This window comes from Pseudomonas corni (genome assembly GCF_057128765.1).
In genome coordinates this window covers 57,224-81,914 of record NZ_JBSKHW010000016.1, presented here as the reverse complement: position 1 = coordinate 81,914, position 24,691 = coordinate 57,224, and the positions used below count along the sequence as shown (strand labels likewise).

Annotated in this window: 21 protein-coding genes and 1 tRNA gene; 13 read left to right on the top strand and 9 right to left on the bottom strand. The window is 58.4% G+C overall.

The window, feature by feature from the left end; translation table 11 throughout:
- Window positions 1–25: 25 nt before the first annotated feature.
- The 5 genes from ACWKV9_RS22310 to ACWKV9_RS22290 all read left to right on the top strand — a co-directional run bounded on the left by ACWKV9_RS22310 (window position 26) and on the right by ACWKV9_RS22290 (window position 6,361).
- Window positions 26–541 (top strand): sigma-70 family RNA polymerase sigma factor, encoded by a 516-nt coding sequence (locus tag ACWKV9_RS22310; RefSeq protein ID WP_483838271.1) that lies wholly within the window; start codon window positions 26–28, stop codon window positions 539–541.
- The gene (locus ACWKV9_RS22305; protein ID WP_483838270.1) at window positions 538–1,500 is read left to right on the top strand and encodes a FecR domain-containing protein; all 963 of its coding nucleotides are present in this window, start codon (window positions 538–540) and stop codon (window positions 1,498–1,500) included. The genes ACWKV9_RS22310 and ACWKV9_RS22305 overlap by 4 nt, the downstream gene beginning before the upstream one ends.
- A 55-nt stretch (window positions 1,501–1,555) precedes the next feature.
- On the top strand, window positions 1,556–4,021 hold the full coding sequence (locus tag ACWKV9_RS22300) for a TonB-dependent siderophore receptor (protein ID WP_483838269.1): 2,466 nt from the start codon (window positions 1,556–1,558) through the stop codon (window positions 4,019–4,021).
- A gap of 251 nt (window positions 4,022–4,272) precedes the next feature.
- Complete coding sequence (gene tcuC / locus ACWKV9_RS22295; RefSeq protein ID WP_483838268.1) at window positions 4,273–5,568, top strand: tricarballylate/proton symporter TcuC; 1,296 nt, start codon at window positions 4,273–4,275, stop codon at window positions 5,566–5,568.
- Window positions 5,569–5,584: 16 nt separating this feature from the next.
- Window positions 5,585–6,361 (top strand): substrate-binding domain-containing protein, encoded by a 777-nt coding sequence (locus ACWKV9_RS22290; RefSeq protein ID WP_483838267.1) that lies wholly within the window; start codon window positions 5,585–5,587, stop codon window positions 6,359–6,361.
- Here ACWKV9_RS22290 and ACWKV9_RS22285 read toward each other — a convergent pair.
- Together ACWKV9_RS22285 and ACWKV9_RS22280 are read right to left on the bottom strand one after the other, a co-directional pair.
- Window positions 6,347–7,255, bottom strand: coding sequence for a LysR family transcriptional regulator (locus ACWKV9_RS22285; RefSeq protein ID WP_483838266.1), 909 nt, complete (start codon window positions 7,253–7,255; stop codon window positions 6,347–6,349). The genes ACWKV9_RS22290 and ACWKV9_RS22285 overlap by 15 nt on opposite strands.
- Before the next feature lie 565 nt (window positions 7,256–7,820).
- Window positions 7,821–8,726, bottom strand: a complete 906-nt coding sequence (locus tag ACWKV9_RS22280) for a LysR family transcriptional regulator (protein WP_483838265.1) — start codon at window positions 8,724–8,726, stop codon at window positions 7,821–7,823.
- An 87-nt stretch (window positions 8,727–8,813) separates the two neighbouring features.
- On the opposite strand from ACWKV9_RS22280, the gene ACWKV9_RS22275 reads away from it, so the two are divergent.
- From ACWKV9_RS22275 to ACWKV9_RS22265, 3 genes are all read left to right on the top strand, one after another.
- Window positions 8,814–9,941, top strand: a complete 1,128-nt coding sequence (locus ACWKV9_RS22275) for an alanine racemase (RefSeq protein WP_483838264.1) — start codon at window positions 8,814–8,816, stop codon at window positions 9,939–9,941.
- Between the two features lie 70 nt (window positions 9,942–10,011).
- Entirely contained in the window at window positions 10,012–10,404 is a 393-nt protein-coding gene (locus tag ACWKV9_RS22270; protein ID WP_483838263.1) for a RidA family protein, read from the top strand.
- On the top strand, window positions 10,404–11,072 hold the full coding sequence (locus ACWKV9_RS22265) for an HAD family hydrolase (RefSeq protein WP_483838262.1): 669 nt from the start codon (window positions 10,404–10,406) through the stop codon (window positions 11,070–11,072). The genes ACWKV9_RS22270 and ACWKV9_RS22265 overlap by 1 nt, the downstream gene beginning before the upstream one ends.
- A 233-nt stretch (window positions 11,073–11,305) precedes the next feature.
- Here ACWKV9_RS22265 and ACWKV9_RS22260 read toward each other — a convergent pair.
- Together ACWKV9_RS22260 and ACWKV9_RS22255 are read right to left on the bottom strand one after the other, a co-directional pair.
- Window positions 11,306–11,381 (bottom strand) — tRNA-Asn (locus tag ACWKV9_RS22260).
- A 69-nt stretch (window positions 11,382–11,450) separates the two neighbouring features.
- A complete protein-coding gene (locus ACWKV9_RS22255) occupies window positions 11,451–12,632 on the bottom strand; it encodes a XylR family transcriptional regulator (RefSeq protein WP_483838261.1) in 1,182 nt (393 codons plus the stop codon).
- Window positions 12,633–12,824: 192 nt separating this feature from the next.
- Here ACWKV9_RS22255 and xylA point away from each other — a divergent pair, with 192 nt between their 5' ends.
- The 4 genes from xylA (at window position 12,825) to ACWKV9_RS22235 (ending at window position 18,309) form a co-directional block, all read left to right on the top strand.
- The gene (gene xylA / locus ACWKV9_RS22250) at window positions 12,825–14,141 is read left to right on the top strand and encodes a xylose isomerase (protein ID WP_483838260.1); all 1,317 of its coding nucleotides are present in this window, start codon (window positions 12,825–12,827) and stop codon (window positions 14,139–14,141) included.
- Window positions 14,142–14,439: 298 nt separating this feature from the next.
- Entirely contained in the window at window positions 14,440–15,444 is a 1,005-nt protein-coding gene (gene xylF, locus ACWKV9_RS22245) for a D-xylose ABC transporter substrate-binding protein (protein WP_483838259.1), read from the top strand.
- Window positions 15,445–15,615: 171 nt separating this feature from the next.
- On the top strand, window positions 15,616–17,172 hold the full coding sequence (gene xylG, locus ACWKV9_RS22240; protein WP_483838258.1) for a D-xylose ABC transporter ATP-binding protein: 1,557 nt from the start codon (window positions 15,616–15,618) through the stop codon (window positions 17,170–17,172).
- Window positions 17,173–18,309, top strand: coding sequence for a sugar ABC transporter permease (locus tag ACWKV9_RS22235; RefSeq protein WP_483838257.1), 1,137 nt, complete (start codon window positions 17,173–17,175; stop codon window positions 18,307–18,309). It begins immediately after the preceding gene.
- 15 nt (window positions 18,310–18,324) lie between these two features.
- Here the strand turns inward: ACWKV9_RS22235 and ACWKV9_RS22230 are convergent, their stop codons facing one another.
- The 3 genes from ACWKV9_RS22230 to ACWKV9_RS22220 all read right to left on the bottom strand — a co-directional run bounded on the left by ACWKV9_RS22230 (window position 18,325) and on the right by ACWKV9_RS22220 (window position 22,049).
- Entirely contained in the window at window positions 18,325–19,047 is a 723-nt protein-coding gene (locus ACWKV9_RS22230; RefSeq protein ID WP_483838256.1) for a GNAT family N-acetyltransferase, read from the bottom strand.
- Window positions 19,048–19,373: 326 nt separating this feature from the next.
- Window positions 19,374–20,441: an alpha/beta fold hydrolase gene (locus ACWKV9_RS22225; RefSeq protein ID WP_483838255.1), complete on the bottom strand. Its 1,068-nt coding sequence runs from the start codon at window positions 20,439–20,441 to the stop codon at window positions 19,374–19,376.
- A gap of 216 nt (window positions 20,442–20,657) precedes the next feature.
- Complete coding sequence (locus tag ACWKV9_RS22220) at window positions 20,658–22,049, bottom strand: aldehyde dehydrogenase family protein (RefSeq protein ID WP_483838254.1); 1,392 nt, start codon at window positions 22,047–22,049, stop codon at window positions 20,658–20,660.
- A 135-nt stretch (window positions 22,050–22,184) separates the two neighbouring features.
- Here ACWKV9_RS22220 and ptrR point away from each other — a divergent pair, with 135 nt between their 5' ends.
- Window positions 22,185–23,060: a putrescine utilization regulator PtrR gene (gene ptrR, locus ACWKV9_RS22215; protein ID WP_483838253.1), complete on the top strand. Its 876-nt coding sequence runs from the start codon at window positions 22,185–22,187 to the stop codon at window positions 23,058–23,060.
- 38 nt (window positions 23,061–23,098) lie between these two features.
- Here the strand turns inward: ptrR and ACWKV9_RS22210 are convergent, their stop codons facing one another.
- Both ACWKV9_RS22210 and ACWKV9_RS22205 read right to left on the bottom strand, forming a co-directional pair.
- Window positions 23,099–23,788, bottom strand: coding sequence for a dihydrofolate reductase family protein (locus ACWKV9_RS22210; protein WP_483838252.1), 690 nt, complete (start codon window positions 23,786–23,788; stop codon window positions 23,099–23,101).
- Between the two features lie 339 nt (window positions 23,789–24,127).
- Window positions 24,128–24,691 (bottom strand): hypothetical protein (locus ACWKV9_RS22205; protein ID WP_483838251.1); only part of this gene is annotated, 564 nt, incomplete at its 5' end.

The following is a 24,691-nucleotide window of genomic DNA, read 5'->3' as shown; positions in this document are numbered from 1 at the left end:
ACTTGCACCCAATGCAGGATCAGGCATGCACCTCCCCGACCACCCCGCCGTCGTCGAACAACTCTACCGCGAACACAGTTCTTGGTTACGCAGTTGGCTGTACGGCCGGCTCAGTAACACCGCCGATGCTGCGGACCTGGCGCAGGATACGTTCGTTCGATTGTTGCAGAGACGTCGCCTCAACCTGCTGGCTCAGCCACGCGCCTATTTGCGCACCGTGGCCCGAGGGCTGGTCATTGATCTGTGGCGACATCGGGATATCGAACGGGCCTGGCGTGAGACCTTGTCCGAACTGCCTTGCGAGCATGTGCCGTCGCCGCAAACAGGGATGCTGGTGATTGAGGCACTCATGACGATTGACCGACTGCTCGATACCCTGCGCCCTGTTGTACGCCAGGCGTTTCTGCTCGCTCAACTGGAGGGCTTGAAGTGCCCGGCGATCGCGCAGGAGTTGGGCGTCTCGGTCCCCAGTGTTGAACGCTACATCGCCCAGGCCTTGCGCCAGTGCTATGCCGCGACATTTGAAGAGGTCGCGCCGTGAGCAGCCTGCCCGTCAACAAAGTACCCCCAGAGATCCTGGACGATGCTATCAACTGGTCGCTGAAAATCACTTTCAACACACCAGATGCCGCGACTCACCGCGCCTTCGAGCAGTGGCTGACGGCAGACCCGCTGCACCTCAGTGCCTGGCAGCGAATACAGAGTCTTAACGCTCGGTTTTCGGGGCTGCCGGCAAAGGCAGCACTCGCCACGCTGAACAAGCTGCCCGAGGCACGACTTCAGCGGCGCCAGCTGCTCAAACTCATCGTTCTGGCTACCGGCGCAGGTACGCTTGGTTTGAATGCGGAACGTTACGCCCCGTGGCAAAGGTTGGTGGCCGATTACAGCACTCGCACAGGTGAGCACCGCCGCTGGACACTTGCCGATGGCAGCGTGCTCGACCTGAACACAGACAGCGCTGCCAGTCTGACTATGGGCAACCAGCGGCAGGTGACGTTGTTACGCGGTGAAGTCGCCCTCACAACAGGTCGTTCCCACGGCGCTTTCCCGCTGCGATTGAAAACCCCTCATTGCCAAGTGGATGCGGTTGACGCCCGATTTGAAGCCAGACTGGTCGAGGATTTCACCTGCCTGACGGTATCGCAGGGGTCAGTAGCGCTCGCGGCTAGCCACGGGATTTCGCCCTTCATTATCAAGGCGGGGGAACAGTGGCAGATCGGTAATTCACAGGCGCGACGTCTGCCCGCGCCAGCGGCGGAACACGGTGCCTGGCGCGACGGCATGCTGATCGTGCGCAGCCTGCCCTTGTCGCAGGTATTGGCGCAGCTGGCCCGCTACCGGACTGGCTACCTGGGTTGGGACAGGCAAATCGCGGACCTGCCGGTCAGCGGTAATTTCAGCACCGTACGGCCCGAGCAATCAGTGGCGTTGATTGCCAAGGCCTACGGCTTGCAAATGCGTCAACTCACCCGTTACTGGTTAAGGGTGAGCGCCGCTTGAGCAAAAAAAGTTTTGGCACGCTGATGGGATTTCGGATTTGGCCCGGCATAGCTCTATGAATGCCTCACTTAATTCGTTCGAGATCCTTAATGTGAACCAGCGCACCAGCCCCTCGTTTCACTTTCGCACGCTCAACCGAGCAGTACGTCATGCCTTGATCTGCAGCAGCCTGACCGGTATCTGTGCCTCCATGGCCCAGGCGGCCGACCCGAAGCAGATCGATATTCAGCCCGGCAGCCTCGATAATGCCCTGACCGAGTTGAGCCGCAACATCGGCGTCAATATCGTCTTTGATCAGCAACTACTGGCGGGCAAACGTAGCGTAGGTCTGCATGGCCGATTTACGCCTGATCAGGCGTTGAACGAGCTACTCGATGCCAGTGGCCTTGACGCTGTAAAGCAGGGTGATGGATTTGTTCTGCAGCCGATCACCTCCGCCAGTGGTGCGCTTGATCTGGCGCCTACCCAGATCACCAGCAACCAACTGGGTAATATCACCGAGGGCACAGGTTCCTATACGCCAGGCCTGATCGGCACGGCCACCCGCCTGGTTCTCAGCCCAAGACAAACCCCTCAATCGGTCACTGTGGTCACGCGTCAGCACATGGACGACTTCGCGCTGGACAACGTCGATGACGTCATGCGGCACACCCCTGGCATCACCGTTTCGGCATATGACAGTGACCGTTCGAACTATTACGCACGCGGTTTCTCCATCAACAATTTTCAGTACGACGGCATCCCTTCGGCCGTTCGTAACGTGGGCTACTCGGCGGGCAACACCCTCAGTGACATGGCGATCTACGACCGGATCGAAGTGCTCAAGGGCTCGCCGGGCCTGCTGGTCGGAGCTGGCTCGCTGGGCGCGACCATCAACTTGATTCGTAAAAAACCGACGGCGGATTTTCAGGGCCACCTGAGCCTCGGCGCGGGTTCCTGGGATAACTACCGCAGCGAAGTCGATGTCAGCGGTCCCCTCACCCCGACCGGGAATGTCCGCGGCCGTGCCGTAGCGGCCTACCAGGACAAGCACTCTTATTTGGATCGCTACAGCAGTAAGGCAGCGGTTTACTACGGCATTCTGGAATTCGACCTTTCTCCGGACACGCTGCTGACGGTGGGTGGCGACTATCAGGACAACATGCCCAAAGGCTCGACCTGGTCAGGGAGCTTCCCGTTGATCAACGCCGAAGGTGAGCGCAACAACGTCAAGCGCTCGTTCAGCAACGCTGCCGACTGGAGCAGTTGGCATCAATACACGCGGACGGTTTTTGCCACTCTGGAGCACCAACTTGCCGATGGCTGGGTGACCAAGCTGCAACTGGATCACAAGCTCAACGGTTATGACGCGCAGATGGGTACGATTCAGGGCGACACGCCAGCGGCCGACGGTACCTCGAAAATCACTCCCGGACGCTATCGTGGCGAAACGACAAGCGACTCTGCCGACGCATACGTCACAGGACCGTTCAGTCTGTTCGGTCGCGAGCACGAAGTGGTGCTGGGCGGATCGATCAGCAAGGCGCATTGGGATGGCAAGGGCTTCTGGGACGTCACCTTTCCCAATGGCAATCAGCTGAACTTCTTCAATTGGCACGGCAACGTCGACAAACCGTATTGGGGTCTGGCGCAGCAAGTCAGTGACGACGTGGTCCGCCAGACCGGCGTCTACCTGGCAACACGGCTCAGCGTGACAGATGATTTGCATTTCATACTGGGTGGCCGGCTCGTCAACTACACCCTCACCGGCAACACTGACACCTATCGGGAAAGCGGCCGAATCATTCCGTATGCCGGTGCCGTTTACGACCTGTCGGAGAATTTTTCGGTCTACGCAAGCTACACCGACATCTTCATTCCACAGGACTATTACAACCTCGACCGCAACCGCAAGCTGATCGATCCCGACGAGGGCGAAAACTACGAAGTCGGCATCAAGGGTGAGTTCCTCGACGGCCGCCTGAACGCCAGCCTGGCTTATTTCGAGGTCAAAGAAAGCAATCGCCCGGTGTCGGACGACGACTACAACAACCAGCGGCCAACGCCCGATAATTACGCCTTCAAAGGCACCGATGCCCAGACCAAGGGATTTGAACTGGAGGTGTCCGGTCAACTCGCGAAGGGCTGGCAAGTACAGGCTGGCTATACCCACAAAATCGTCCGGGACGACAACAACGAAAAGATTTCGACGTTCGAACCGGAAAACCAGCTCACCCTCTACACCTCCTACAACCTGCCCGGCGCCCTCGATCGATGGACCGTCGGCGGAGGCGGACGCTGGCAGAGCAAGGCCTGGCAAGATATCTGGAATGCTCCCCATGGAGAGTACGAAGAGTTCGCGCAGAAGCAGTACTGGGTAGTGGACCTGATGACCAAATACCAGATCACCCCTGCCCTGTCCGCCACGGTGAATCTCAATAACGTCTTCGACAAGTACTACTACACCAACATCGGTTTCTATAACTCGGCCGTCTACGGCGAGCCAAGAAACGTCATGGTGACGACCCGATGGGATTTTTAACACCATTCTTGACCCGGGGAAAAATTTAACTCATCCCAGACAATCAGGTGTCATGGGGCCGTCAGGGTGCGGCCCCTTGAGCCACCTGCTGTCCATTTGCAGCTGCCGTCGCTGATGAACAGGTTGCTGTTTGTCTGATCGCGTCCGTGCATCAATCGATGAAAAATCAACGTTTATCGCATCGCACATTTTCGCCCAGAATCTCCAGTTACAAGCGCTTACAAACACTCTAAAAATCGCTGGAGAACAAGATGCATCAGCCAACCCTCGCTTCCAAAGGAGATTCGAAGGCAGGAATGGTCTTCCGGGTGACTTCCGGCAACTTCCTGGAACAGTTCGACTTCTTCCTCTTTGGTTTCTATGCCACACAAATCGCAGCCGCATTCTTCCCCGCCACCAACGAGTTCGCGTCTCTGATGATGACCTTCGCCGTATTCGGCGCAGGTTTCCTGATGCGCCCGCTCGGCGCTGTACTGTTGGGTGCATACATTGATGATGTCGGCCGTCGCAAAGGGCTCATCGTCACCCTGTCGATCATGGCAAGTGGCACCTTGCTCATTGTGCTTGTTCCTGGATATTCCACTATCGGGCTATGGGCACCTGCGCTCGTGCTGCTAGGGCGGTTGCTCCAAGGTTTCTCAGCGGGCGCTGAGATGGGCGGGGTTTCTGTTTACCTGGCAGAGATGGCGACGCCTGGCCGAAAAGGCTTCTTCGCGAGTTGGCAATCAGCAAGTCAACAAGTTGCAATCGTGGTCGCGGCGGCGCTGGGCTATGCACTGAACATTTGGCTGGCGCCTGCCGAGCTTCTGCAATGGGGTTGGAGAGTCCCATTCGGGATAGGTTGCTTGATCATCCCGTTCATTTTCCTGCTACGCCGCAGCCTGCAGGAAACACAGGAGTTTTCCTCCCGCAAGCACCGTCCGACGATGAAAGAGGTTTTCGCCACGCTGTGGAGCAACGCGGCCATCGTTATTCTGGGAATGCTGATGGTCGCCATGACCACCACGACCTTTTATATGATCACTGTCTATGCGCCGACCTTTGGTAAATCGGTGTTGCAACTCAGCACCAATGACGCGCTGATCGTCACTTTGCTGGTAGGCGTGTCCAATTTCTTTTGGCTCCCCATGGGCGGCGCTCTGAGCGACCGCTTCGGGCGCAAGCCCCTGCTGGTTGCCATGTCTTTTCTGACCCTGGTCACGGCCTATCCGGCTCTTTCGTTTCTGGCTCAAGCCCCCACCTTTTCGCACATGCTTGAGGTGCTGTTGTGGTTCTCATTGCTCTATGGCCTCTACAACGGCGCGATGATCCCTGCCCTTACGGAAATCATGCCGGTGGAGGTTCGTGTAGCCGGATTCTCTCTGGCATATAGCTTGGCGACAGCAATATTCGGAGGTTTCACTCCCGCCGTATCCACTTGGCTAATACACATGACAGGCGACAAAGCGGCTCCCGCCTACTGGATGATCTTCGCCGCTTTTTGCGCGTTTACGGCAACGCTTGTGCTTTACCGCCGATTGGCTGCTCAGTCCCCCGCCACTGCTTGAAATGAAGGAAGCTGTTATGAAACCGTTGTTCAAATGTGTCCCGGCGCTGCTATTAACCGGGTGCGTTCTAAGCACTACTGCTCAGGCGCAGGAATTGACCGTCATGACATCGGGAGGTTTTACCGCCGCCTATCAAGGCCTCGGTCCGCTGTATGCGAAGAGCAGTGGAAACACATTAAAAACCGTACTTGGGCCGTCAATGGGTAAAGCCCAAGAGGCCATTCCCAACCGGCTCGCCCGTGGCGAACATGCCGACGTGGTGATCATGGTCGGTTACGCTCTGGATGACTTGATCAAACAGGGCAAGGTTGAACCTGGCTCTCGCGTAGAACTTGCAGATTCGCGCATCGGCCTGGCCGTGAAGGCAGGAGCGGCAGAACCCTCCATTACCACTGACGCAGACCTGAAGAATGCCCTTCTTCGCGCTAAATCAGTTGCCTATTCCGATAGCGCAAGCGGCGTTTACATCGAGAACGAATTGTTCAAGAAACTGGGCATCCAGGAACAACTCGCGCCCAAGAGCAAGATGATCGAACGCATACCAGTGGCCTCTGTCGTGGCCAAAGGTGACTACGAATTAGGGTTCCAGCAAGTGGCAGAGTTGCTGCCTGTCCCTGGTATTACTTTTGTCGGCAAAATACCGGAAGACCTCCAATCAGTTACCCGATATGCCGCCGGCATCCCCAAGAACGCCGAGCATCCGGCTGAAGCAAAAAAGCTGCTGGACTACCTGGCTTCCCCAGAAGCTCAAGTGACTGTTCGCTCTACAGGCCTGGACTCAGTGCCTCGCTAAAAGATCAGGCAGCTCGCGAATCAATCGCTCCAACTCCAGCGCCGCTGGCGTCAACGTACGCCCGCGGCGCTTTAACAAACCCACTTGCCTGACGACCTCAGGCTCCGTGAGCGCCACACTTGCGAGAATCGGATGGGGAGAAACTGGCATCGCGATGGACGGCACCGCTGCCAGCCCCAATCCTGCCTCGATCAGCCCGAGGACGGTCGTCACATGTCTCGCTTCGCAGATGCTCTCCTTGCCGACCTGAAGATTCGGCATCGCACGATCAATAACCAGGCGATTTCCTGAGGATCTATCAAGGGTGATGTAGTCATGCTGATAAGCCTGCGCCCACGTCACAGACTTTTGGGAAGCGAGGGGATGATCGTGACGGCAGGCGATGACATAGCGCTCCTCCATCAGCAAACTGAAATCCACTTCGGGAGCCAGATTTCCCGCGAAGCTCACCCCGAAGTCAGCCTCCCCGCAAGTCACCGCCGCGCTGACCTCGTTGGCCGAGGCATCGATCAGTTTGATCTTGATCTTCGGGTACTGCGCGTGAAAGCTGCGAATCGCATGGGGCATGAAGTAGTAGGCGGCTGATGGTACGCAAGCGACGGTCAGCGTACCGGTCCGCAAGGCGCCACCGTCTCCTACGCTCAATAATGCAAGATCCAGGTCGTCGAGCAAGCGTTCGACTTGCGGCAAGAAAGCTCTGCCGACATTGGTCAACGAAACCTTGCGTGTGGTCCTGTCAAAAAGCTTAACGCCCAAGGCCGTCTCAAGCTTCTCGATTCGTCGACTCAAGGCTGATTGAGTGATGCGTATCGAATCAGCGGCACCACGAAAACTGCCCTGCTCAACCACGCCACGAAACGCCAAGAGATCGTTTAAATCGAAATTGATGCTCACCTGTTTTTCCGCTGTCTGCTAGAACACATGCATCGATGATAGAGGTTACGGTTCAGGTAACCAACCAGGATTCATGCGCAAGCTGGAGACCGTTAGCGCAACTCGACCTCGTCCTTGATCACCCACGCCTGTTGCAGCGGCAGCGGATCGATCCGGCTGTAGAGAGCAAGCGTGCGCTACAGAAGAAGCTGAGACTGTAGCTTGCAGCGATACCCTATTGAAAAAGCGAAGCCACAAATTCCGTGGTTGGTTCGCCGAGCTTGAGCCATTGCGTCTTCAAAGCTTTCGGCGACTGCGCCGATGCGGACCAAGCGTGAGCAAACCTGATTAAGCGGCACCGATTTCGGAACCCGTGGGAGCGGACCTGTCCGCGAAAGCTATTATCCCGGCGATGAAGATGCGCTGAATGTACCGGCCTCTTCGCGAACAGGTTTGCTCCCACATTAGATTTCGTGCGCTGCTGATTTTTTCGGCCGGTACCAAAACCTGATGGAACCAGGCCTGAGCGCAGCATGAGTCTGACCGTCTTGGCATGTCAGCTACCTTCCAAACAGGCCTTGAGTTGTCATGCTCGCCAGGGTGGTACCGGCCGGAATGAGTCCTGTAAAACACGCAAGAAATTACGCGTGCGCCCCGGCAATCCCTCTCGCTGATGGGTCAACGCCACAACGTCTGCATCCGGTAGTTTCCAGGCGGGTAATAATCGCACAAGGCTGCCGTCGGCCAGCGCGTCGGCCACGTCCCATTCGGATCGAAGAATGACGCCGTGCCCATCACATCCCCACTGTCGGATCACGCCTCCGTCATTGCAGCTCAAGGTTGGACGGATGCGCACACTTTGCGTGCTTCGCCCTCGCGTGAACTGCCACAAGGTCACATCCTCATTATTCTCACGCAGACCAATGCAGGGCTGTTGGGCGAGCTGTTCCGGGGACTCGACTGGCCCGTGACGTTCGAGAAAAGACGGCGAGGCGCAGACGAATCGTCGATTAGGCGCGAGCGTCCTGGACACAAGGTTTGACGCCCCGAGCTGCCCAATATGAATCACTACATCGAAGCGATCGGTCGCTTCGAGCATGGGCTGGTCAGAGAGCGTAAGGGAGATGTCCACCTCGGGATGCAGGCTTTTGAAAGCAGCTACCACAGGCGCTACGTACTGCCTGCCGAACCCAAATGACGCATTGATTTTCAGCTTACCGACGAAACCTTTGCGTCGCTCGTGCAAGTCCTCTAACAGAACGTCGAACTTCTCCACCAGCTCAGCGCCGCGCACGCACAACATTTCACCTTCGTCAGTGAATCGCAGTTGACGCGCAGAGCGATCAACCAGCCGAATATCAAGTTTCTTCTCCATTTGCTGCAGGCGCTGGGTTACCGCTGACGGCGTCAGGCCAAGTTTGCGTGAAGCCTCCACCAAGCTTTTGCTTTCGCGAATCACCAGCAGGAAGCGAATTTCGAAGGGATCAGTCATTAAGGATTACTGAATCATAGAGTTAATGAATCTAACGTTTGTAGCAGTTTTGACGGCTTAGAATAGCGACATCACTGGAGAATGCACATGGCAGAATTATCGGAAACCCCCGCGCTGTTACTGGATGTCGATCGTCTGGACGCCAATATCCTGCGGATGCGTGAGAAGCTGGCGCCGTTCAATGTCACCCTGCGGCCTCACGTTAAAACCAACAAATGTCTTGAAGTGACCGAGCGTCTGTTTGTAGGTGGGCCAGGGCCGATCACGGTGTCGACCCTGCGCGAGGCAGACTTCTTCTTTGCAGCCGGGTACACCGACATTCTTTATGGCGTCGGCATCGCGCCGAATAAATTTGCACATGCCGCACGGCTGCTTGAACAGGGCGCCGCGTTGAAGTTGGTGTTGGATAATCTGGAAAGCGCCCGGTTGCTGGCAAACTTTGCGGGTCGTAGCGCGCAACGCTTCGAAGTCCTTCTGGAAGTCGACTGCGATGGGCATCGCTCCGGCATACCGCCGGGTTCATCTCGGCTGGTGGAAATTGCCGATGTACTGCGCAGCAATGGCGTTGTTGTCAGCGGCGTCATGACTCATGCCGGCAACTCCTATGACAGCCGATCCATCTCTGAAATCCAGGCCTATGCACGCCAGGAGCGGGCCGCTGTCGTTGACGCTGCGCAGTTGCTCACTGAGGCCGGATTCGAACTATCGATCATCAGTGTGGGTTCCACACCCACAGCACTTTTCACTGACGATCTTTCAGGCATCACCGAGGTTCGCGCAGGGGTCTTCGCCTTTTTCGATCTGGTGATGGCGGGTCTGGATGTTTGCCAGGTTGCTGACATTGCCGTCTCGGTGCTGACCACCGTGATCGGTCATCAGCCTGATAAAGAGTGGACTATCGTCGATGCTGGCTGGATGGCCCTTTCACGTGACCGAGGCACCTCTAAACAGCATATAGATCAGGGTTATGGGATTGTCTGCGACGTCAACGGCCAGCCTATCGGCGACCTGATTGTCGCGGCGGCCAATCAAGAGCACGGCATCATTTGCTCACGCTCGGGCAGTTCTGAAGGTGCTGCAGAGCTACTGCCCATCGGCACCCAATTGCGCATTCTTCCCAACCACGCCTGTGCCACTTCTGCGCAGCATGCCGGTTATCACGTCCTGACCCAAGGACGCCACTTGGGTTACTGGCCCCGCATTGCGGGCTGGTGAACCGAGAGGGTTTTCAACGTCAAGCAGTGAGCCCACCTCCGTAAAACTCAATTATGACTGGAACGCACACATGAAAATTGTCACCTCCCAAGAGTTGCCCGCGCCGGCCGGGCATTATTCGCACGGTATTGTCACGGGCAACCTGCTCTTTGTGTCCGGCCAACTGCCATTCGAGCCCGCAACGGCTACGTTCGCGGAGGGCATTGACGCTCAGTTCATTCAAGCCATGGCGAATGTAGAAGCGGTACTGGTGGCCGCCCATGCCACCCTGAGGGATCTAGTGAGTGTGCAAATTTTCATCACGGATGCGGAGCATTGGCCGACAGTGAATGCGCACTACGCGAAGTTGATGGGCGATCACCGACCAGCAAGGGCAATCATTCCATGCGGTCACCTCCACTACGGCGCATTGGTCGAAATCACTGCCGTTGCTGAACTTCAACCTGAACAGGAAACGCTGTAATGAGCTCAAACACTCCCACCGAAGTAGCCCCGGAAACCAGCGCTCCGGTAGAACTCGTATTATTTGATCTGCTTACCGCCTTACTGGATTCCTGGACACTCTGGAATTCGGTAGCGGGGTCAGAGGAGATGGGGCGTGCCTGGCGCATGGCGTACCTAAAGTTGACCTATGGATGCGGTAGCTACAGGCCTTATGAAACCCTGGTCGAAGAAGCCGCTATTGAAGTCGGCCTGGGTAGCCACGCCGCAGCGGAGCTGGAAGCGCGCTGGAGCGAGTTACAACCCTGGCCTGAAGCGAAAGCGGTATTAGCTTCCCTAAAGCCGCAATACAAGCTTGGCGTGGTGACCAACTGCTCGGAAAAGTTGGGCCAAATTGCGGCGAACCTGCTGGGGATTTCTTTCGACGTGGTTATCACTTCAGAGAAAGCCGGGTTCTACAAACCGGACCCTGCGCCCTACCAATTGGCATTGAAAACACTCGGCATAGCGCCAGCCAATGCAGTCTTCGTGGCCGGTTCTGCCTATGATCTTTTTGGCACCCGGAAGGTAGGGTTGCCAACGATCTGGCATAACCGCGTAGGCCTATCAGCGTCTGAAGGAGCACCAGCAGCTTTGCTAACAGTTTCGACGCTAGAAACCTTGGAAGCGGATCTATCGAACATCGCCTGAGCTGTAGAGGGGGGAAGCGAAGGAGGAAACCTGGGGTAATTCAGTCGGCGTTCAAAACCAGTGGCGAGATAGCACTCATCAGTGGCAGACAGTCGAAATGGTATTGCAGTGGGAATGGTGATATCGAGCGAGTCGAAGCAGTTGAGCAGTTTTGCAGCCTCATCAACCCAATATGCGAAATCACTGGGATGGCGAAAGGTGCTACAAAGGTCTGCTCGACCCCTTGAATTAGATGGCTCCACGACCTGGACTCGAACCAGGGACCCAGTGATTAACAGTCACTTGCTCTACCAACTGAGCTATCGCGGAATGCGCGCTATCTTACTGATTGAAAAAGGGAAGTCAAGCAGGCCCGGCAAAAAATACCGCCCCCCCCTGTCAGGTGGCCGGATGAGTCTGTTGGTACTCGCGCGGTGTGCAGCCAAATTCGCGTTTGAACACCGTGTGCAGGTATTGCGCGGATTTAAAACCGCAGTTTTGCGCGATGTCAGCGATGCCGCTCGCCGTGTTCTCAAGGCCGCTGGCAGCCGCCGCCAGTTTGAAGCGCAGGATTTCATCGTGAACGCTGCGACCCAGCTCGCTGCGAAAATGCGCTTCGAGCGATGAACGCGACACCCCGACGTAGCCGGCGACCTGGGCGGTCTTGATCCCCTGACAGGCGTACTGACGAATGAAGTGCAGCGCCTGCATCACATACGGATGCCCCAGTGGCTGATGCAGGCTGGACGTCTGCACGTTGATGGCCTCAGGCGGCAACAGCACTTGCGTTCCGGATGACGGCATACCGTGCAGCATCTGATGCAGGAGTTTCGCTGCGGTGCGGCCCATTTGCTCGGTGCCCTGGATCACCGAACTCAAAGGCACGCGGGTCAGGGTCCGGGTCAGGGGGTCGTTGTCGATACCGATCAGCGCCACTTGCTCCGGCACCGCGATGCCTGCCGTGAGGCACGCTTGTAGCAATTGCCGGGCGCGGGCGTCGCTTACGGCAATGATCCCTATCGGTTTGGGCAGGCTTTGCAACCAGGCAATCTGCTGCTCGACGGCTGTATCCCACAATGGCGCGCTGGTGCTGAGGCCGCGGTAGACCTGCGCCGTCATACCGTCGCGCTCAAGCAAACGGTGGAAGGCTTTTTCCCGCTCCTGGGCCCAGCGATTGGTATCGGCTTCGGGCAGGCTGAAGCAGGCAAATTGCGTCAGCCCGGCCTCGATGAGGTGGCGATACGCAAGCTCGATCAGCGCAAAGTTGTCGGTGGCCACGTATGGGATATGCCGAGGATAGGCGCGCGCATCTTCATATGAGCCGCCCACCGCCACCACCGGAACCTTGATGTCCGCCAGGGCCGGGCCCATGGCCGGGTCGTCGAAGTCCGCGATGATACCGTCGCCGTTCCAGCGTTCGATGCCCTTGAGCCGACACAGAAAGTCTTCTTCAAGAAACAGATCCCACGACGCGCGGGTGCTGCTCAGGTAGTTGCCGATGCCGGTGATGATGCCTCGGTCGTAGATCTTGCTGCCGTTGAACAGCAAGGCAATGCGGTGGACGGGCGGGACGGTTTTCATTGTTGTTCTCCGGGCCAGTGATCACAGCCTAGGCGCGGGCGGGCACGATCTCAATGATTAAAATCGCACTGCGCTTTGGTGATTTTCGCAATCGGCGGGCTCAGGGGCGTTGCTACTATCGATGCAAGGTCACTGGTCTCGACACAGCCAATGACCAAAACATCAAGGCCAATAACAACAAAGGAAATCGCAATGCCCTACTTTCCTGCTGTCGATCAGATTCGTTATGAGGGCCGCGACAGCGACTCCCCCCTGGCCTTCCGGCACTACCAGGCCGACAAAATCATTCTTGGCAAACCGATGCGCGAACACCTGCGCATGGCCGCCTGCTATTGGCACAGTTTTGTCTGGCCGGGCAGCGACATGTTCGGCGTCGGCACCTTCAAACGCCCATGGCAACAGCCTGGCGATGCAATGGAACTGGCGCAGCACAAGGCAGCGGCGGCTTTCGAATTTTTCTCCAAACTGGGTATCGACTACTACAGCTTTCACGACACCGATGTGGCCCCCGAAGGCGCGAGCCTGAATGAGTACCGCAACAACTTCGCGCAGATGGTCGACGAGCTTGAACGCCATCAGGAACAGACCGGCATCAAGCTGCTATGGGGCACCGCCAACTGCTTCAGCAACCCGCGCTTTGCCGCTGGCGCCGCCAGTAACCCGGACCCGCAAGTGTTTGCCTATGGCGCCGCGCAAGTGTTCAGCGCGATGAACGCGACTCACCGGCTCAAAGGCGCCAATTACGTGTTATGGGGTGGTCGCGAGGGCTATGAAACGCTGCTTAATACCGACCTAAAACGCGAGCGCGAACAACTGGGGCGCTTCATGCGCATGGTGGTCGAGCACAAGCACAAGATCGGTTTCAGTGGTGACCTGCTGATCGAGCCCAAACCTCAGGAGCCAACCAAGCATCAATACGATTACGACAGCGCCACGGTCTTCGGTTTCCTGCATCAGTACGGGTTGGAAAAGGAGATCAAAGTCAACATCGAGGCCAACCACGCAACCCTCGCTGGGCACAGCTTTCAGCACGAGATTGCCACAGCGGCGTCCTTGGGTATCTTCGGCAGCATCGACGCCAATCGCGGCGATCCGCAGAACGGCTGGGACACCGATCAGTTCCCCAACAGTGTCGAAGAGCTGACGCTGGCGACCTATGAAATCCTCAAGGCCGGCGGCTTTAAACACGGCGGCTTCAACTTCGATTCCAAGGTGCGGCGTCAGAGCCTGGACGAGGTCGACCTTTTCTACGGCCATGTCGCCGGGATGGACGTGCTGGCTCTGGCCCTGGAACGCGCTGCCGCGATGATCGAGGACGATGCGCTGGCCCGCTTCAAAGCGCAGCGCTATGCCGGGTGGGAAAAGCCACTTGGCCGGGACGTACTGGCTGGCGACTACAGCCTGGAATCCCTGGCCGAATACGCGTTTAAAGAACAACTGAACCCGCAGCCGGTCAGCGGCCGTCAGGAAATGCTCGAAGGCGTGGTCAACCGGTTCATCTACCCCTGATGTCCTGAGCCTCTGTAGGAGCGAACTTGTTCGCGAGGCATTAAATCTGACACACCGCGTTCACCGCCTCGCCTGTAGGAGCGCGCTTGCCCGCGATGGCGTCATCACATCCGACACAGGCGTCGCCAAAACCAATCGCGGGCAAGCGCGCTCCTACAGATCAGATTACTTTGATAGTCCGGTTACATACTCACGACAAATCCCTGCTCCGTGCAGGCCGAGGATTACCTACAGTTCTACCCGCAAGCCGGTCACGGTATTGATGTGCCTCTCAACAACAATAAAAGGACACAGCACTATGAAACCCCTGCAAACCGCCCTTCTCGCCAGCGTTCTGGCCCTGCTCTGCAACCCCGCGGCCATGGCCGATGCGAAAAACCCCAAAATCGGTTTCTCCATCGACGACCTGCGTCTGGAACGCTGGGCTCGTGATCGTGACTATTTCACCGCCGCCGCCGAGCAACTGGGCGCCAAGGTCTACGTGCAGTCGGCGGATGCCAACGAGCAGCGTCAGATCTCGCAGATTGAAAACCTGATTTCGCGCGGCGTCGATGTGATCGTCATCGTGCCGTTCAACGCCACCGTGCTCAACAACGTTGTCGCCGAAGCCAAGAAAGCCAAGGTCAAAGTGGTGTCCTATGACCGGCTGATCCTCAACGCCGATATCGACGCCTACATCTCATTCGATAATGAAAAGGTCGGCGAAATGCAGGCCCAAGGCGTGCTCAACGCCCAACCCAAAGGTAACTACTTCCTCTTGGGCGGCGCACCTACCGACAACAACGCCAAGATCCTGCGCGAAGGCCAGATGAAAGTCCTGCAGCCGGCCATCGACAAGGGCGACATCAAGGTGGTCGGCCAGCAATGGGTCAAGGAGTGGAACCCCACCGAGGCCTTGAGCATCATCGAAAACGCCCTGACCGCCAACGCCAACAAAATCGACGGCATCGTCGCCTCCAACGACGCCACTGCCGGCGGTGCCATTCAAGCGCTGAACGCACAGAAGCTGGCTGGCAAAGTCCCGGTTTCAGGCCAGGACGCCGACCTTGCAGCCATCAAGCGAGTAATCGCTGGCACGCAGACCATGACCGTCTACAAACCCCTCAAACTGATCGCCTCCGAGGCCGCCAAACTCTCGGTGCAATTGGTCCGCAACGAGAAACCCGCCTATAACTCCGAGTACGACAACGGCAGCAAAAAGGTCGAGACCATCCTGCTCAAACCCACGCCGCTGACCAAAGACAACGTCAACGTGCTGGTGGAAGACGGGTTCTACACGCAAGCGCAAATCGCCGGGCAGTAACAGGCCCTGTCAGTGGGCACGCTCAGTGGGAGGGAGCTTGCTCGCGAATGCTCTGTTTCAGCCACATAGGCTCTTGTGGATGTACCGGCCTTTTCGCGAGCAAGCTCCCTCCCACAGATACCGGCGAGCTGTATGCAACCCCGACTGCTTATTGCTGTGTGAGAACTCGTCATGTCCGACTATCTGCTGGAAATGCGCGGCATCGTCAAAACGTTTGACGGCGTCCGCGCGCTGAATGGCATCGACATCAAGGTCAACCCCGGAGAATGCGTGGGCCTGTGCGGCGAAAACGGCGCAGGCAAATCGACGCTGATGAAAGTGCTGTCGGCGGTCTATCCGTTCGGCACCTGGGAGGGGGAAATCCTCTGGGACGGCCAGCCGCTCAAAGCCCACTCCATCGCCGAAACCGAAGCCGCCGGCATCGTCATCATCCACCAGGAACTGACCCTGGTGCCTGACTTGTCGGTGGCGGAAAACATCTTCATGGGCCACGAACTGACCCTGCGCGGCGGTCGGATGAATTACCCCGCGATGATCCACCGCGCTGAAGCGTTGATGCGCGAACTGAAGGTGCCGGACATCAACGTTTCACTGCCAGTTTCGCAATACGGGGGTGGTTATCAGCAGTTGATCGAGATCGCCAAGGCGCTGAATAAAAAGGCGCGGCTATTGATCCTCGATGAACCCTCCTCAGCCCTCACCCGCTCTGAAATCGACGTGCTGCTGGATATCATCCGCGCGCTGAAAGCCAAGGGTGTGGCCTGCGTTTATATCTCCCACAAGCTCGATGAAGTGGCCGCAGTCTGCGACACCATTTCGGTGATTCGTGACGGCAAACACATTGCAACCACCGCCATGGCCGAGATGGACGTGGCGCGCATCATCACGCAAATGGTTGGGCGCGAGATGAGCAACCTCTACCCCACCGAACCCCATGCAGTGGGCGAGGTGCTGTTCGAGGCGCGGCACTTCACCTGCTACGACGTCGACAACCCGAGCCGCAAGCGGGTGGATGACATCTCGTTCACCCTGCGCCGTGGGGAAATCCTTGGCATTGCGGGCCTGGTAGGCGCCGGGCGTACCGAGCTGGTGTCCGCGCTGTTCGGCTCCTACCCAGGGCGGTACGAAGGCGAAGTGTGGCTGGACGGCAAACAGATCGACACCCGTACCCCATTGAAGTCGATCCGCGCCGGGCTGTGCATGGTGCCCGAAGACCGCAAGCGCCAAGGCATCGTCCCCGACCTAGGTGTCGGGCAAAACATTACCCTGGCCGTGCTCGAGAGTTTTTCGCACCACACGCGCATCGACGCCGAAGCCGAACTGGGCAGCGTCGAACGGGAAATCGCCCGCATGCACCTGAAAACCGCCACCTCGTTTTTGCCGATCACCAGTCTGTCGGGGGGCAATCAACAGAAAGCGGTGCTGGCCAAAATGCTGCTGACCAAACCCCGCGTGCTGATCCTCGACGAACCCACCCGTGGCGTGGATGTCGGCGCCAAGTACGAGATCTACAAACTGATGGGCGCGCTGGCGGCCGAAGGGGTGTCGATCATCATGGTCTCCTCGGAGCTTGCCGAAGTATTGGGCGTCTCGGATCGGGTGCTGGTGATCGGTGAAGGTCAGTTGCGCGGTGACTTCCCCAACCAGAATTTGACTCAGGAACGCGTCCTCGCCGCTGCGCTCACAGCCCCCGGCGAGCCAGACAGTCACGATCGGAAATCCGCTTGAATGAACTCGCTCAAACAGCTTTTTACCCGCTACAAAATGCTCGCATTGCTGATCGCCGTGGTGCTGATCTGGCTGTTCTTCAGCTGGCAGACCGAGGGCGGTTTTCTCACACCGCGTAACCTGTCGAACCTGCTGCGGCAAATGTCGATCACCGGGATTCTCGCCTGCGGCATGGTGCTGGTCATCATCAGCGGCGAGATCGACCTGTCGGTGGGCTCGATGCTCGGGCTGCTGGGCGGCGTCGCAGCGATTCTCGACGTGGTGTATCACGTGCCGTTGCCATTGAATCTGGCGATTGTTGCGCTGTGCGGTTTGCTCATCGGCCTGAGCAACGGCTACATGACCGCTTACCTGCGCATCCCTTCTTTCATCGTCGGCCTGGGCGGGATGCTCGCGTTTCGCGGCGTGTTGCTAGGTATTACCGGCGGCACCACCATTGCCCCGGTATCGCCGGGCCTGGTGTATGTCGGTCAGGGTTATCTGCCGCCGTTGGTGGGAGTGGTGCTGGGTGTGACGTTGTTCGCGCTCACGCTGTTTCTGACCTGGCGTCAGCGCCGCAATCGCGCGCTCCATGGTTTGACGCAGCACGCCTGGTTGCGAGACGGCATACGGGTGATGGTGATTGCTGTGGTACTGGCCGGCTTCGTTTATACCCTCAACAGTTACGACGGGATTCCAGTGCCGGTGTTGTTGCTGCTGATCCTGCTTGGCGTGTTCAGCTACGTGACCAGCCAGACAGTCTTCGGTCGGCGCATCTATTCGGTGGGCAGCAACATGGAGGCCACACGGCTGTCGGGCATTAACGTGCAGGCGGTCAAGCTGTGGATCTTCGGGATCATGGGCGTGATGTGCGCGCTCGCCGGACTGGTCAATACCGCGCGGCTGGCGGCAGGTTCGCCCTCAGCCGGGAACATGGGCGAACTGGATGCCATCGCCGCGTGCTTCATTGGCGGCACCTCCATGCGCGGCGGTTCGGGCACGGTGTACGGCGCGTTGCTGGGGGCGCTGGTGATCAGCAGCCTGGACAACGGCATGTCGATGCTCGATGTCGACAGTTACTGGCAGATGATCGTCAAGGGCAGCATTCTGGTGCTGGCCGTGTGGGTCGACGTCAGCACCCGCAGCGGACGTCGCTAGGGCGGGTTTTCCGACTCAGACCCGCCGCGCAATGTTGCCGATGTAGGGCACGGCATGTCCGCCGAGGCGCTGCTCGACGAAGCTTTTGGCGTGACGGGTCATCTGGTCGAGTTGACGGTCGCGCTGCTTCTCGGCGTCGGCCATGGCTCTTTTGCCGTGCAGGCCAAGCAGATAGGTGTGGATTTGCCGCACTTCCAGCGAATTGTAGATCGGCGCCACGTCCAGCACCGCGAGCATGCCTTGGGTGGCATGGTCCCGGGTGTTCATCAGCACCTGAGGACCGCGGGCGCCCAATATCTGGAAGCCCAACGCCTCGAACGTGGGCACTTTAGCGACCGTGCAGCCGAGTTCAGCATGGGGATAGCGGGCGGTCATCGCCTCAAGCATCCGCCGCGCAACGCCTTGACGGCGGCGGGACGCGAGCACGGCCATGTAGGCGACGGCGCAGGCTTGAGGATCGTCGGTGACCGGGAGGTACAGCAAAAAGCCGATGACTTTTTCCGGGTCTTGATCGTCCAGCGCCACGATCAATTCGACCGGAATGCCTTTAGCGCCATTCATCGCCTCCAGATACATGTGAATCTCGTAGCCAACGCCGTACTGGTACAGCTGATAAAGCGTATTGCTCGGCGCAATGGCGACCATGCTGATGTCGGTCAAATACTCCACGACCATCTGCATGATCTGGCTGTTGACCGACTCCGGCGGCGGGGTTTCAAAATGGGTGATGCTGAACATCGAGTGTCTGGCTCCAGAATTAGGCGCGAACATCATACTGCAGGAGAGAACGGGTTCGCGAAGCAATGAATCCGGAGCGAGAAATGTGCTGAATTTATGGGCCCCTTCCCGGACAGGTCCGCTCCCACGGGATTTGTATTTAGCGAACCACCGCGGTGATCTGTAGGAGCTGACGAGCAGCGCGAGGCTGCGAATGCGGTCTATCTGACTCACCGCGATCGCAGCCTCGCGCTGCTCGGCAGCTGCTACCGGTTTTGTGTTCGGCTCAGATGGCTGCCACTACGCGTTAATCCTGTGGGAGCGGACCTGTCCGCGAAGGCGATGTGTCAGGCGCCGCCACCGGCATAGCCATCCACATCCACCACGGCATCGACGAAATCCTGCGGCGCTTCCTGCGGCAGGTTGTGGCCAACACCGGCGATGATGCGATGCACGCGTTTGCCGCTGAACATCGCCGCGTGGACGCGACCATCGGATGCTGGCGTCACGCCGTCCGCGTCGCCGTCAAGGGTAATGGTCGGCACGCTGATCACCGGTGTTGAGGCAAGTTGCCGTTCGATGTCGTCGTACTGCGCTTCACCCGGCGCCAGGCTTAGACGCCAGCGATAGTTGTGAATCACGATAGCCACATAGTCCGGGTTATCGAACGAATCTGCGGTGCGATCAAAAGTTGCCTTGCCAAATCCCCATTTCGGCGAGTTGGTCTTCCACACCAGATTCGCCAATTCCCGCCGATTGGCCTCAAGCCCCCCCTGCCCACGCTCGGTGGCAAAGTAAAACTGATACCACCCAGCCTGCTCTGCCATGGGCGACTGAGGCATCTTGTTGCGGTCCAGGTTGTTAATCAGGTAGCCGTTGACCGACACCATTGCCCGGCATCGATCCGGCCATAAAGCCGCGATGATATTCGCGGTCCGCGCACCCCAATCGTAGCCAGCAAGGATGGCCTTGTTGATGGCCAGCGCATCCATCAACGCGATGATGTCTTGCGCGACAGCTGCCTGCTGACCATTGCGCACCGTGCTCTCAGACAGAAAACGCGTCGAGCCATGCCCGCGCAGGTGCGGCACGATCACCCGGTAACCCTTGGCGGCGAGCATTGGCGCGACATCGACGTAACTATGGATGTCGTACGGCCAGCCGTGCAGCAGCAACACCGCAGGACCTTCTGCCGGGCCCAACTCGGCGTAACCGACGTTGAGCAACCCTGCATCAATTTGCTTGAGCGGACCCAACGTGGTGTGGGTACCTGCCTTCACCGCAGGTGCCTCTGGCGATGAACTGCTAGCGGTTTTAGCCTGGGCCAGGCCGGTCACCCCGAGTTCCACGGCGGCGACAGCAATTGTCGCGGTGGCCAGAAAACGGCGGCGGTGCTGGTTGATTTCTTCGGACATGTGCCCACTCCAAGGGTCGGATGATCTGCGTTGCGTGAGACACCGGTGCGGTGCTGCGATGCACAGTTATAACCCTAATGTGCCGGGCGCATTCAAGTCATCGACGCATGCGTGCATCGCGCATCCCTGATCATTACCCACACAGCGGCAACGCCCTGCGTAAACAAAAAAACCCGCGCGGCGAACCGGGCGGGTCTGGAACCGAGCTATTGACGATCAGCGACGATCAATCCACACGGTTTGCGCGTTGCAGAACTCGCGAATACCAAAGTGCGACAGCTCACGACCGAAGCCACTCTTTTTCACGCCACCAATGGGCACCCGAGCGTCTGACGCGGTGTAGCCATTGATGAACACGCCACCGGTTTCCAGGCGCGAGGCGATATCCCGAGCCAGCGCCTCATCGGCAGTCCAGACACTGCCTGCCAGCCCGAACTCGCTGTCGTTGGCAAGCTCCACTGCATGCTCGGCATCACGGGCCGCGATCAGCGAAGCGACTGGGCCAAACAACTCTTCTTTGAACGACGTCATGCCCGGACGCACATTACCCAGCACGGTCGGCGCGTAGTAGTTGCCTTCGCCCGCGATCACATCGCCGCCCAACAGCAGGACTGCGCCCTCGGCAAGCGTCGCCTTGACCTGGCCGTGCAACTCGTCACGCAGGTCGTAGCGTGCCATCGGGCCGACGTAGGTGTCGTCGGCCAACGGATCGCCGACCTTCAACGCCTTGACCGCCGAGAGGAATTTTTCGGTGAACGCAGGCAGTACGCCCTCCTCCACGATGATGCGTTTGGCCGCCACGCAGATTTGCCCACTGTTCTGAAAGCGCCCGACCATCGCAGCTTTGACAGCTTCATCCAGATCGGCATCGGCCAGTACGATGAACGGGTCGGAACCGCCCAGCTCCAGCACACACTTTTTCAAGGCAGCGCCCGCCTGACTGGCGATTGCCGAACCTGCACGTACGCTGCCGGTCACCGCTACCGCCGCGATACGTGGATCAGCAATGGCCTTGGACACGCCATCATTGGTGACGTTGATCACCTCGAACACGCCTTCGACAAGCCCTGCTTCAAGCCAGGCGTCGCGCAGCAAAAATGCACAACCCATGACGTTAGGTGCGTGCTTGAGCACATAGCCGTTGCCCGCGAGGATCATCGGAATTGCGCCACGCAGCACCTGCCAGATGGGGAAGTTCCAGGGCATCACGGCCAGTACCGGCCCCAGCGGCAAGTAAGCGATGTAGGCCTTGTCGTTTTCAACCGGGGTCTTTTCCGGGGTCAACATCGCCGGGCCGTGCTGTGCGTACCACTCGCAAGTCACGGCACATTTTTCAATCTCGGCGCGAGCCTGAACGATCGGCTTGCCCATTTCAGCGGTGATCATCTGTGCCATGACTTCGGCTTTTTCGCGAAGAACCCGTGCCAGGTTCAGCAGCACTTGGGCACGAGCGCTTACAGGCTGGTTGCGCCAGGCCTTGAAACCTGTGGTTGCGCGGGTCAGCGATTGCTCAAGCTGTTCAGCGCTTTCAAACGGGTACTCGGCAAAGATCTGGCCGGTGGCGGGGTTCAACGAAATCGCGTGTGACGAGGATGCATGCTTTGACATAACCGATGTTCTCCATTCGTGGGCACGTCGTAGGAGACGTCCGTCTATTGCTTGGAAGTGACCACCACGATAGGCTGCGCAGAATAATTTTAATAATGAATAATAATCAACGATTCATTCTCTTTTGGAGAAAGTATGGACCTGACCCAGCTGGAACTCTTCAAAGCGGTGGCCGAAGAAGGCAGCATCACCGCCGCCGCGCAACGCCTGCATCGCGTGCCATCCAACCTCACCACGCGGGTCAAACAGCTGGAGCAGGAATTGGGCGTCGATTTGTTCATTCGGGAAAAACTGCGCCTGCGCCTCTCTGCTGCTGGCTGGACGTTTCTGGATTACGCCAAGCGCATTCTTGAGCTGGTAGAAGAGGCGCGGCAAGCGACCTCCGGCAGCGAACCCCAGGGCATTTTCACCCTGGGCTCGCTGGAGAGCACCGCCGCCGTGCGCATACCGGGGCTGCTGGGGGATTTCCATTTGCGCTATCCAAAAGTCGAGCTGGCCCTGTCCACCGGGCCGTCAGGGGACATGATCGACGGCGTGGTAGCGGGGAGATTGAGTGCGGCGTTTGTCGACGGGCCGTTACGTCACCCGGACCTTGAAGGCATCGAATTGTTCGAAGAGGAAATGGTGCTGATCACGCCCACCAGCCACGCTGCGGTGAGCCGAGCGCAAGATGTCAGCGGCAAGACGGTGTACGCGTTCCGGCAGAATTGCTCATACCGCAGGCATTTTGAGGCATGGTTCAAAGCCGACATGGCAACCCCGGGCAAGATTTTCGAAATGGAGTCCTACCACGGCATGTTGGCCTGCGTAACTGCGGGGGCCGGTGTTGCGATGGTGCCGCGAAGCATGCTCGAAAGCATGCCGGGCAGTCGCAGCGTCAACGTCTACCCCTTGGGCGAGGCGTTCCGCTATCTGAACATCTGGCTGACATGGCGCCGGGGTCAGCGCTCGCCCACGCTCAATGCGCTGATTGATTTGCTGCAACCCCTGGACGCAAAAACGCAGGCTTGATTGGCGCCTGCGTCTGACTCAGGTTTTCGAGCGAGCGATTATTTTGTTGTCAGGTAACGCAGCCATACTCCGCCGCCTTCTTGCACCTCTGCTGATTGCAACGTCAGGTGTTCGGGTTGCTTCCAGGCATCGGCGGCGATTTCGAACGACGCCGGATGCTCGCCGCGCCCGTCGATCAGTGGCAACAGCAGCACGCTGACTTCGTCCACCAGGCCCGCGGCAACGAACGAACCGCTGACGTGCGGGCCACCCTCGACCACCAGGCGCTTGATGCCCAACTCTTCCACCAGAATGTCGACAACAGTGGGCAAGTTCAGCTCGGTCTTACCGCCAAACACGTATGAGACGCCAATCGATTGCAGGTACGCCAGGTAGTCGTCCGATACGGCTTCGGTGACCACTTCCACCACGTGCGAGCCCAAGACCTCATTTTTCTTCCAGCCGACCTTGCCGTGAGGATCGATGGACACAGCGTATTTATCGGCATCGCGGTTAACGAAATTGTGGGTGCGAGGGATTGGTGAGGTCGCCAGCCCTGACGGATATCCTTCGTCGTGGGCCACTTCCTGCATCGTCACCCGGCCGCAGACCCAGGCGTCGAAAGCGAAAGTATCGGCAAGCTTTTCATATAGCTCGCCCGCTGCTTTTTTGAACGGACGGTCCCAGCCATCGGTCAGGGCGTGTCCGTCCAGGGACGACATCATGTGGCAGATCACGTATGGCTTCATCGCAAGCTCCAGGCAGTTTGATCAATCGGAATGTAAAACCGACCGGGGCCCTGGGTGGTTAGTTCAGTCGGAATTCTGAAGCAGAACCCCGTGGGAGCGGACCTGTCCGCGAAGGGGCCAGTGCATCCGCTGCATTTCTATCGCCCGGACAACCGCCTTGGCGAACAGGTTCGCTCCCACAATGAATTTGCGGCGCTGCTGATTTTCGACCGGACACAAAAGCTGTTGGAGCGCGGCTGCTCCCGCAAAAACGGAGGGGGTGTGAGGAGTGTTTGATTCAAGCGAGGAGAAAGAAGTGGGTCATGCTGAACGTCGGCAGCATGACCCAGGGACAAGCAGTTATTTAGTCAGGCATTCGTAGCACAGTTCGCCTGCGATCTCGCGGGCGTTCAAGCTGTCCCACTTATTGGCAGCTACACGAGAAACGCTGGCCTTGTCGGCGCCATCGGACGCCAGGCCGCGCTCAACCCCATTGGCAGCAACGGCATTGGCGCCTACGTGGTCAGCACCATCAGCCGCCACGCGATTCGCGCCGACTTTATCGGAGCCGTCCGAAGCAACGCGATTGGCGCCAACTTTGTCAGAACCGTCCGAAGCAACGCGGTTTGCGCCGACTTTATCCGAACCGTCAGAAGCAACGCGGTTAGCGCCGACTTTATCGGAGCCGTCCGAAGCAACGCGGTTGGCGCCGACTTTATCGGAGCCGTCCGAAGCAACGCGGTTGGCGCCGACTTTGTCCGAGCCATCGGAAGCAACGCGATTGGCACCGACTTTATCCGAACCGTCAGAAGCAACGCGGTTGGCGCCGACTTTGTCCGAACCGTCGGAAGCAACGCGGTTGGCGCCGACTTTGTCCGAACCGTCGGAAGCAACGCGGTTTGCGCCTACTTTGTCAGAACCGTC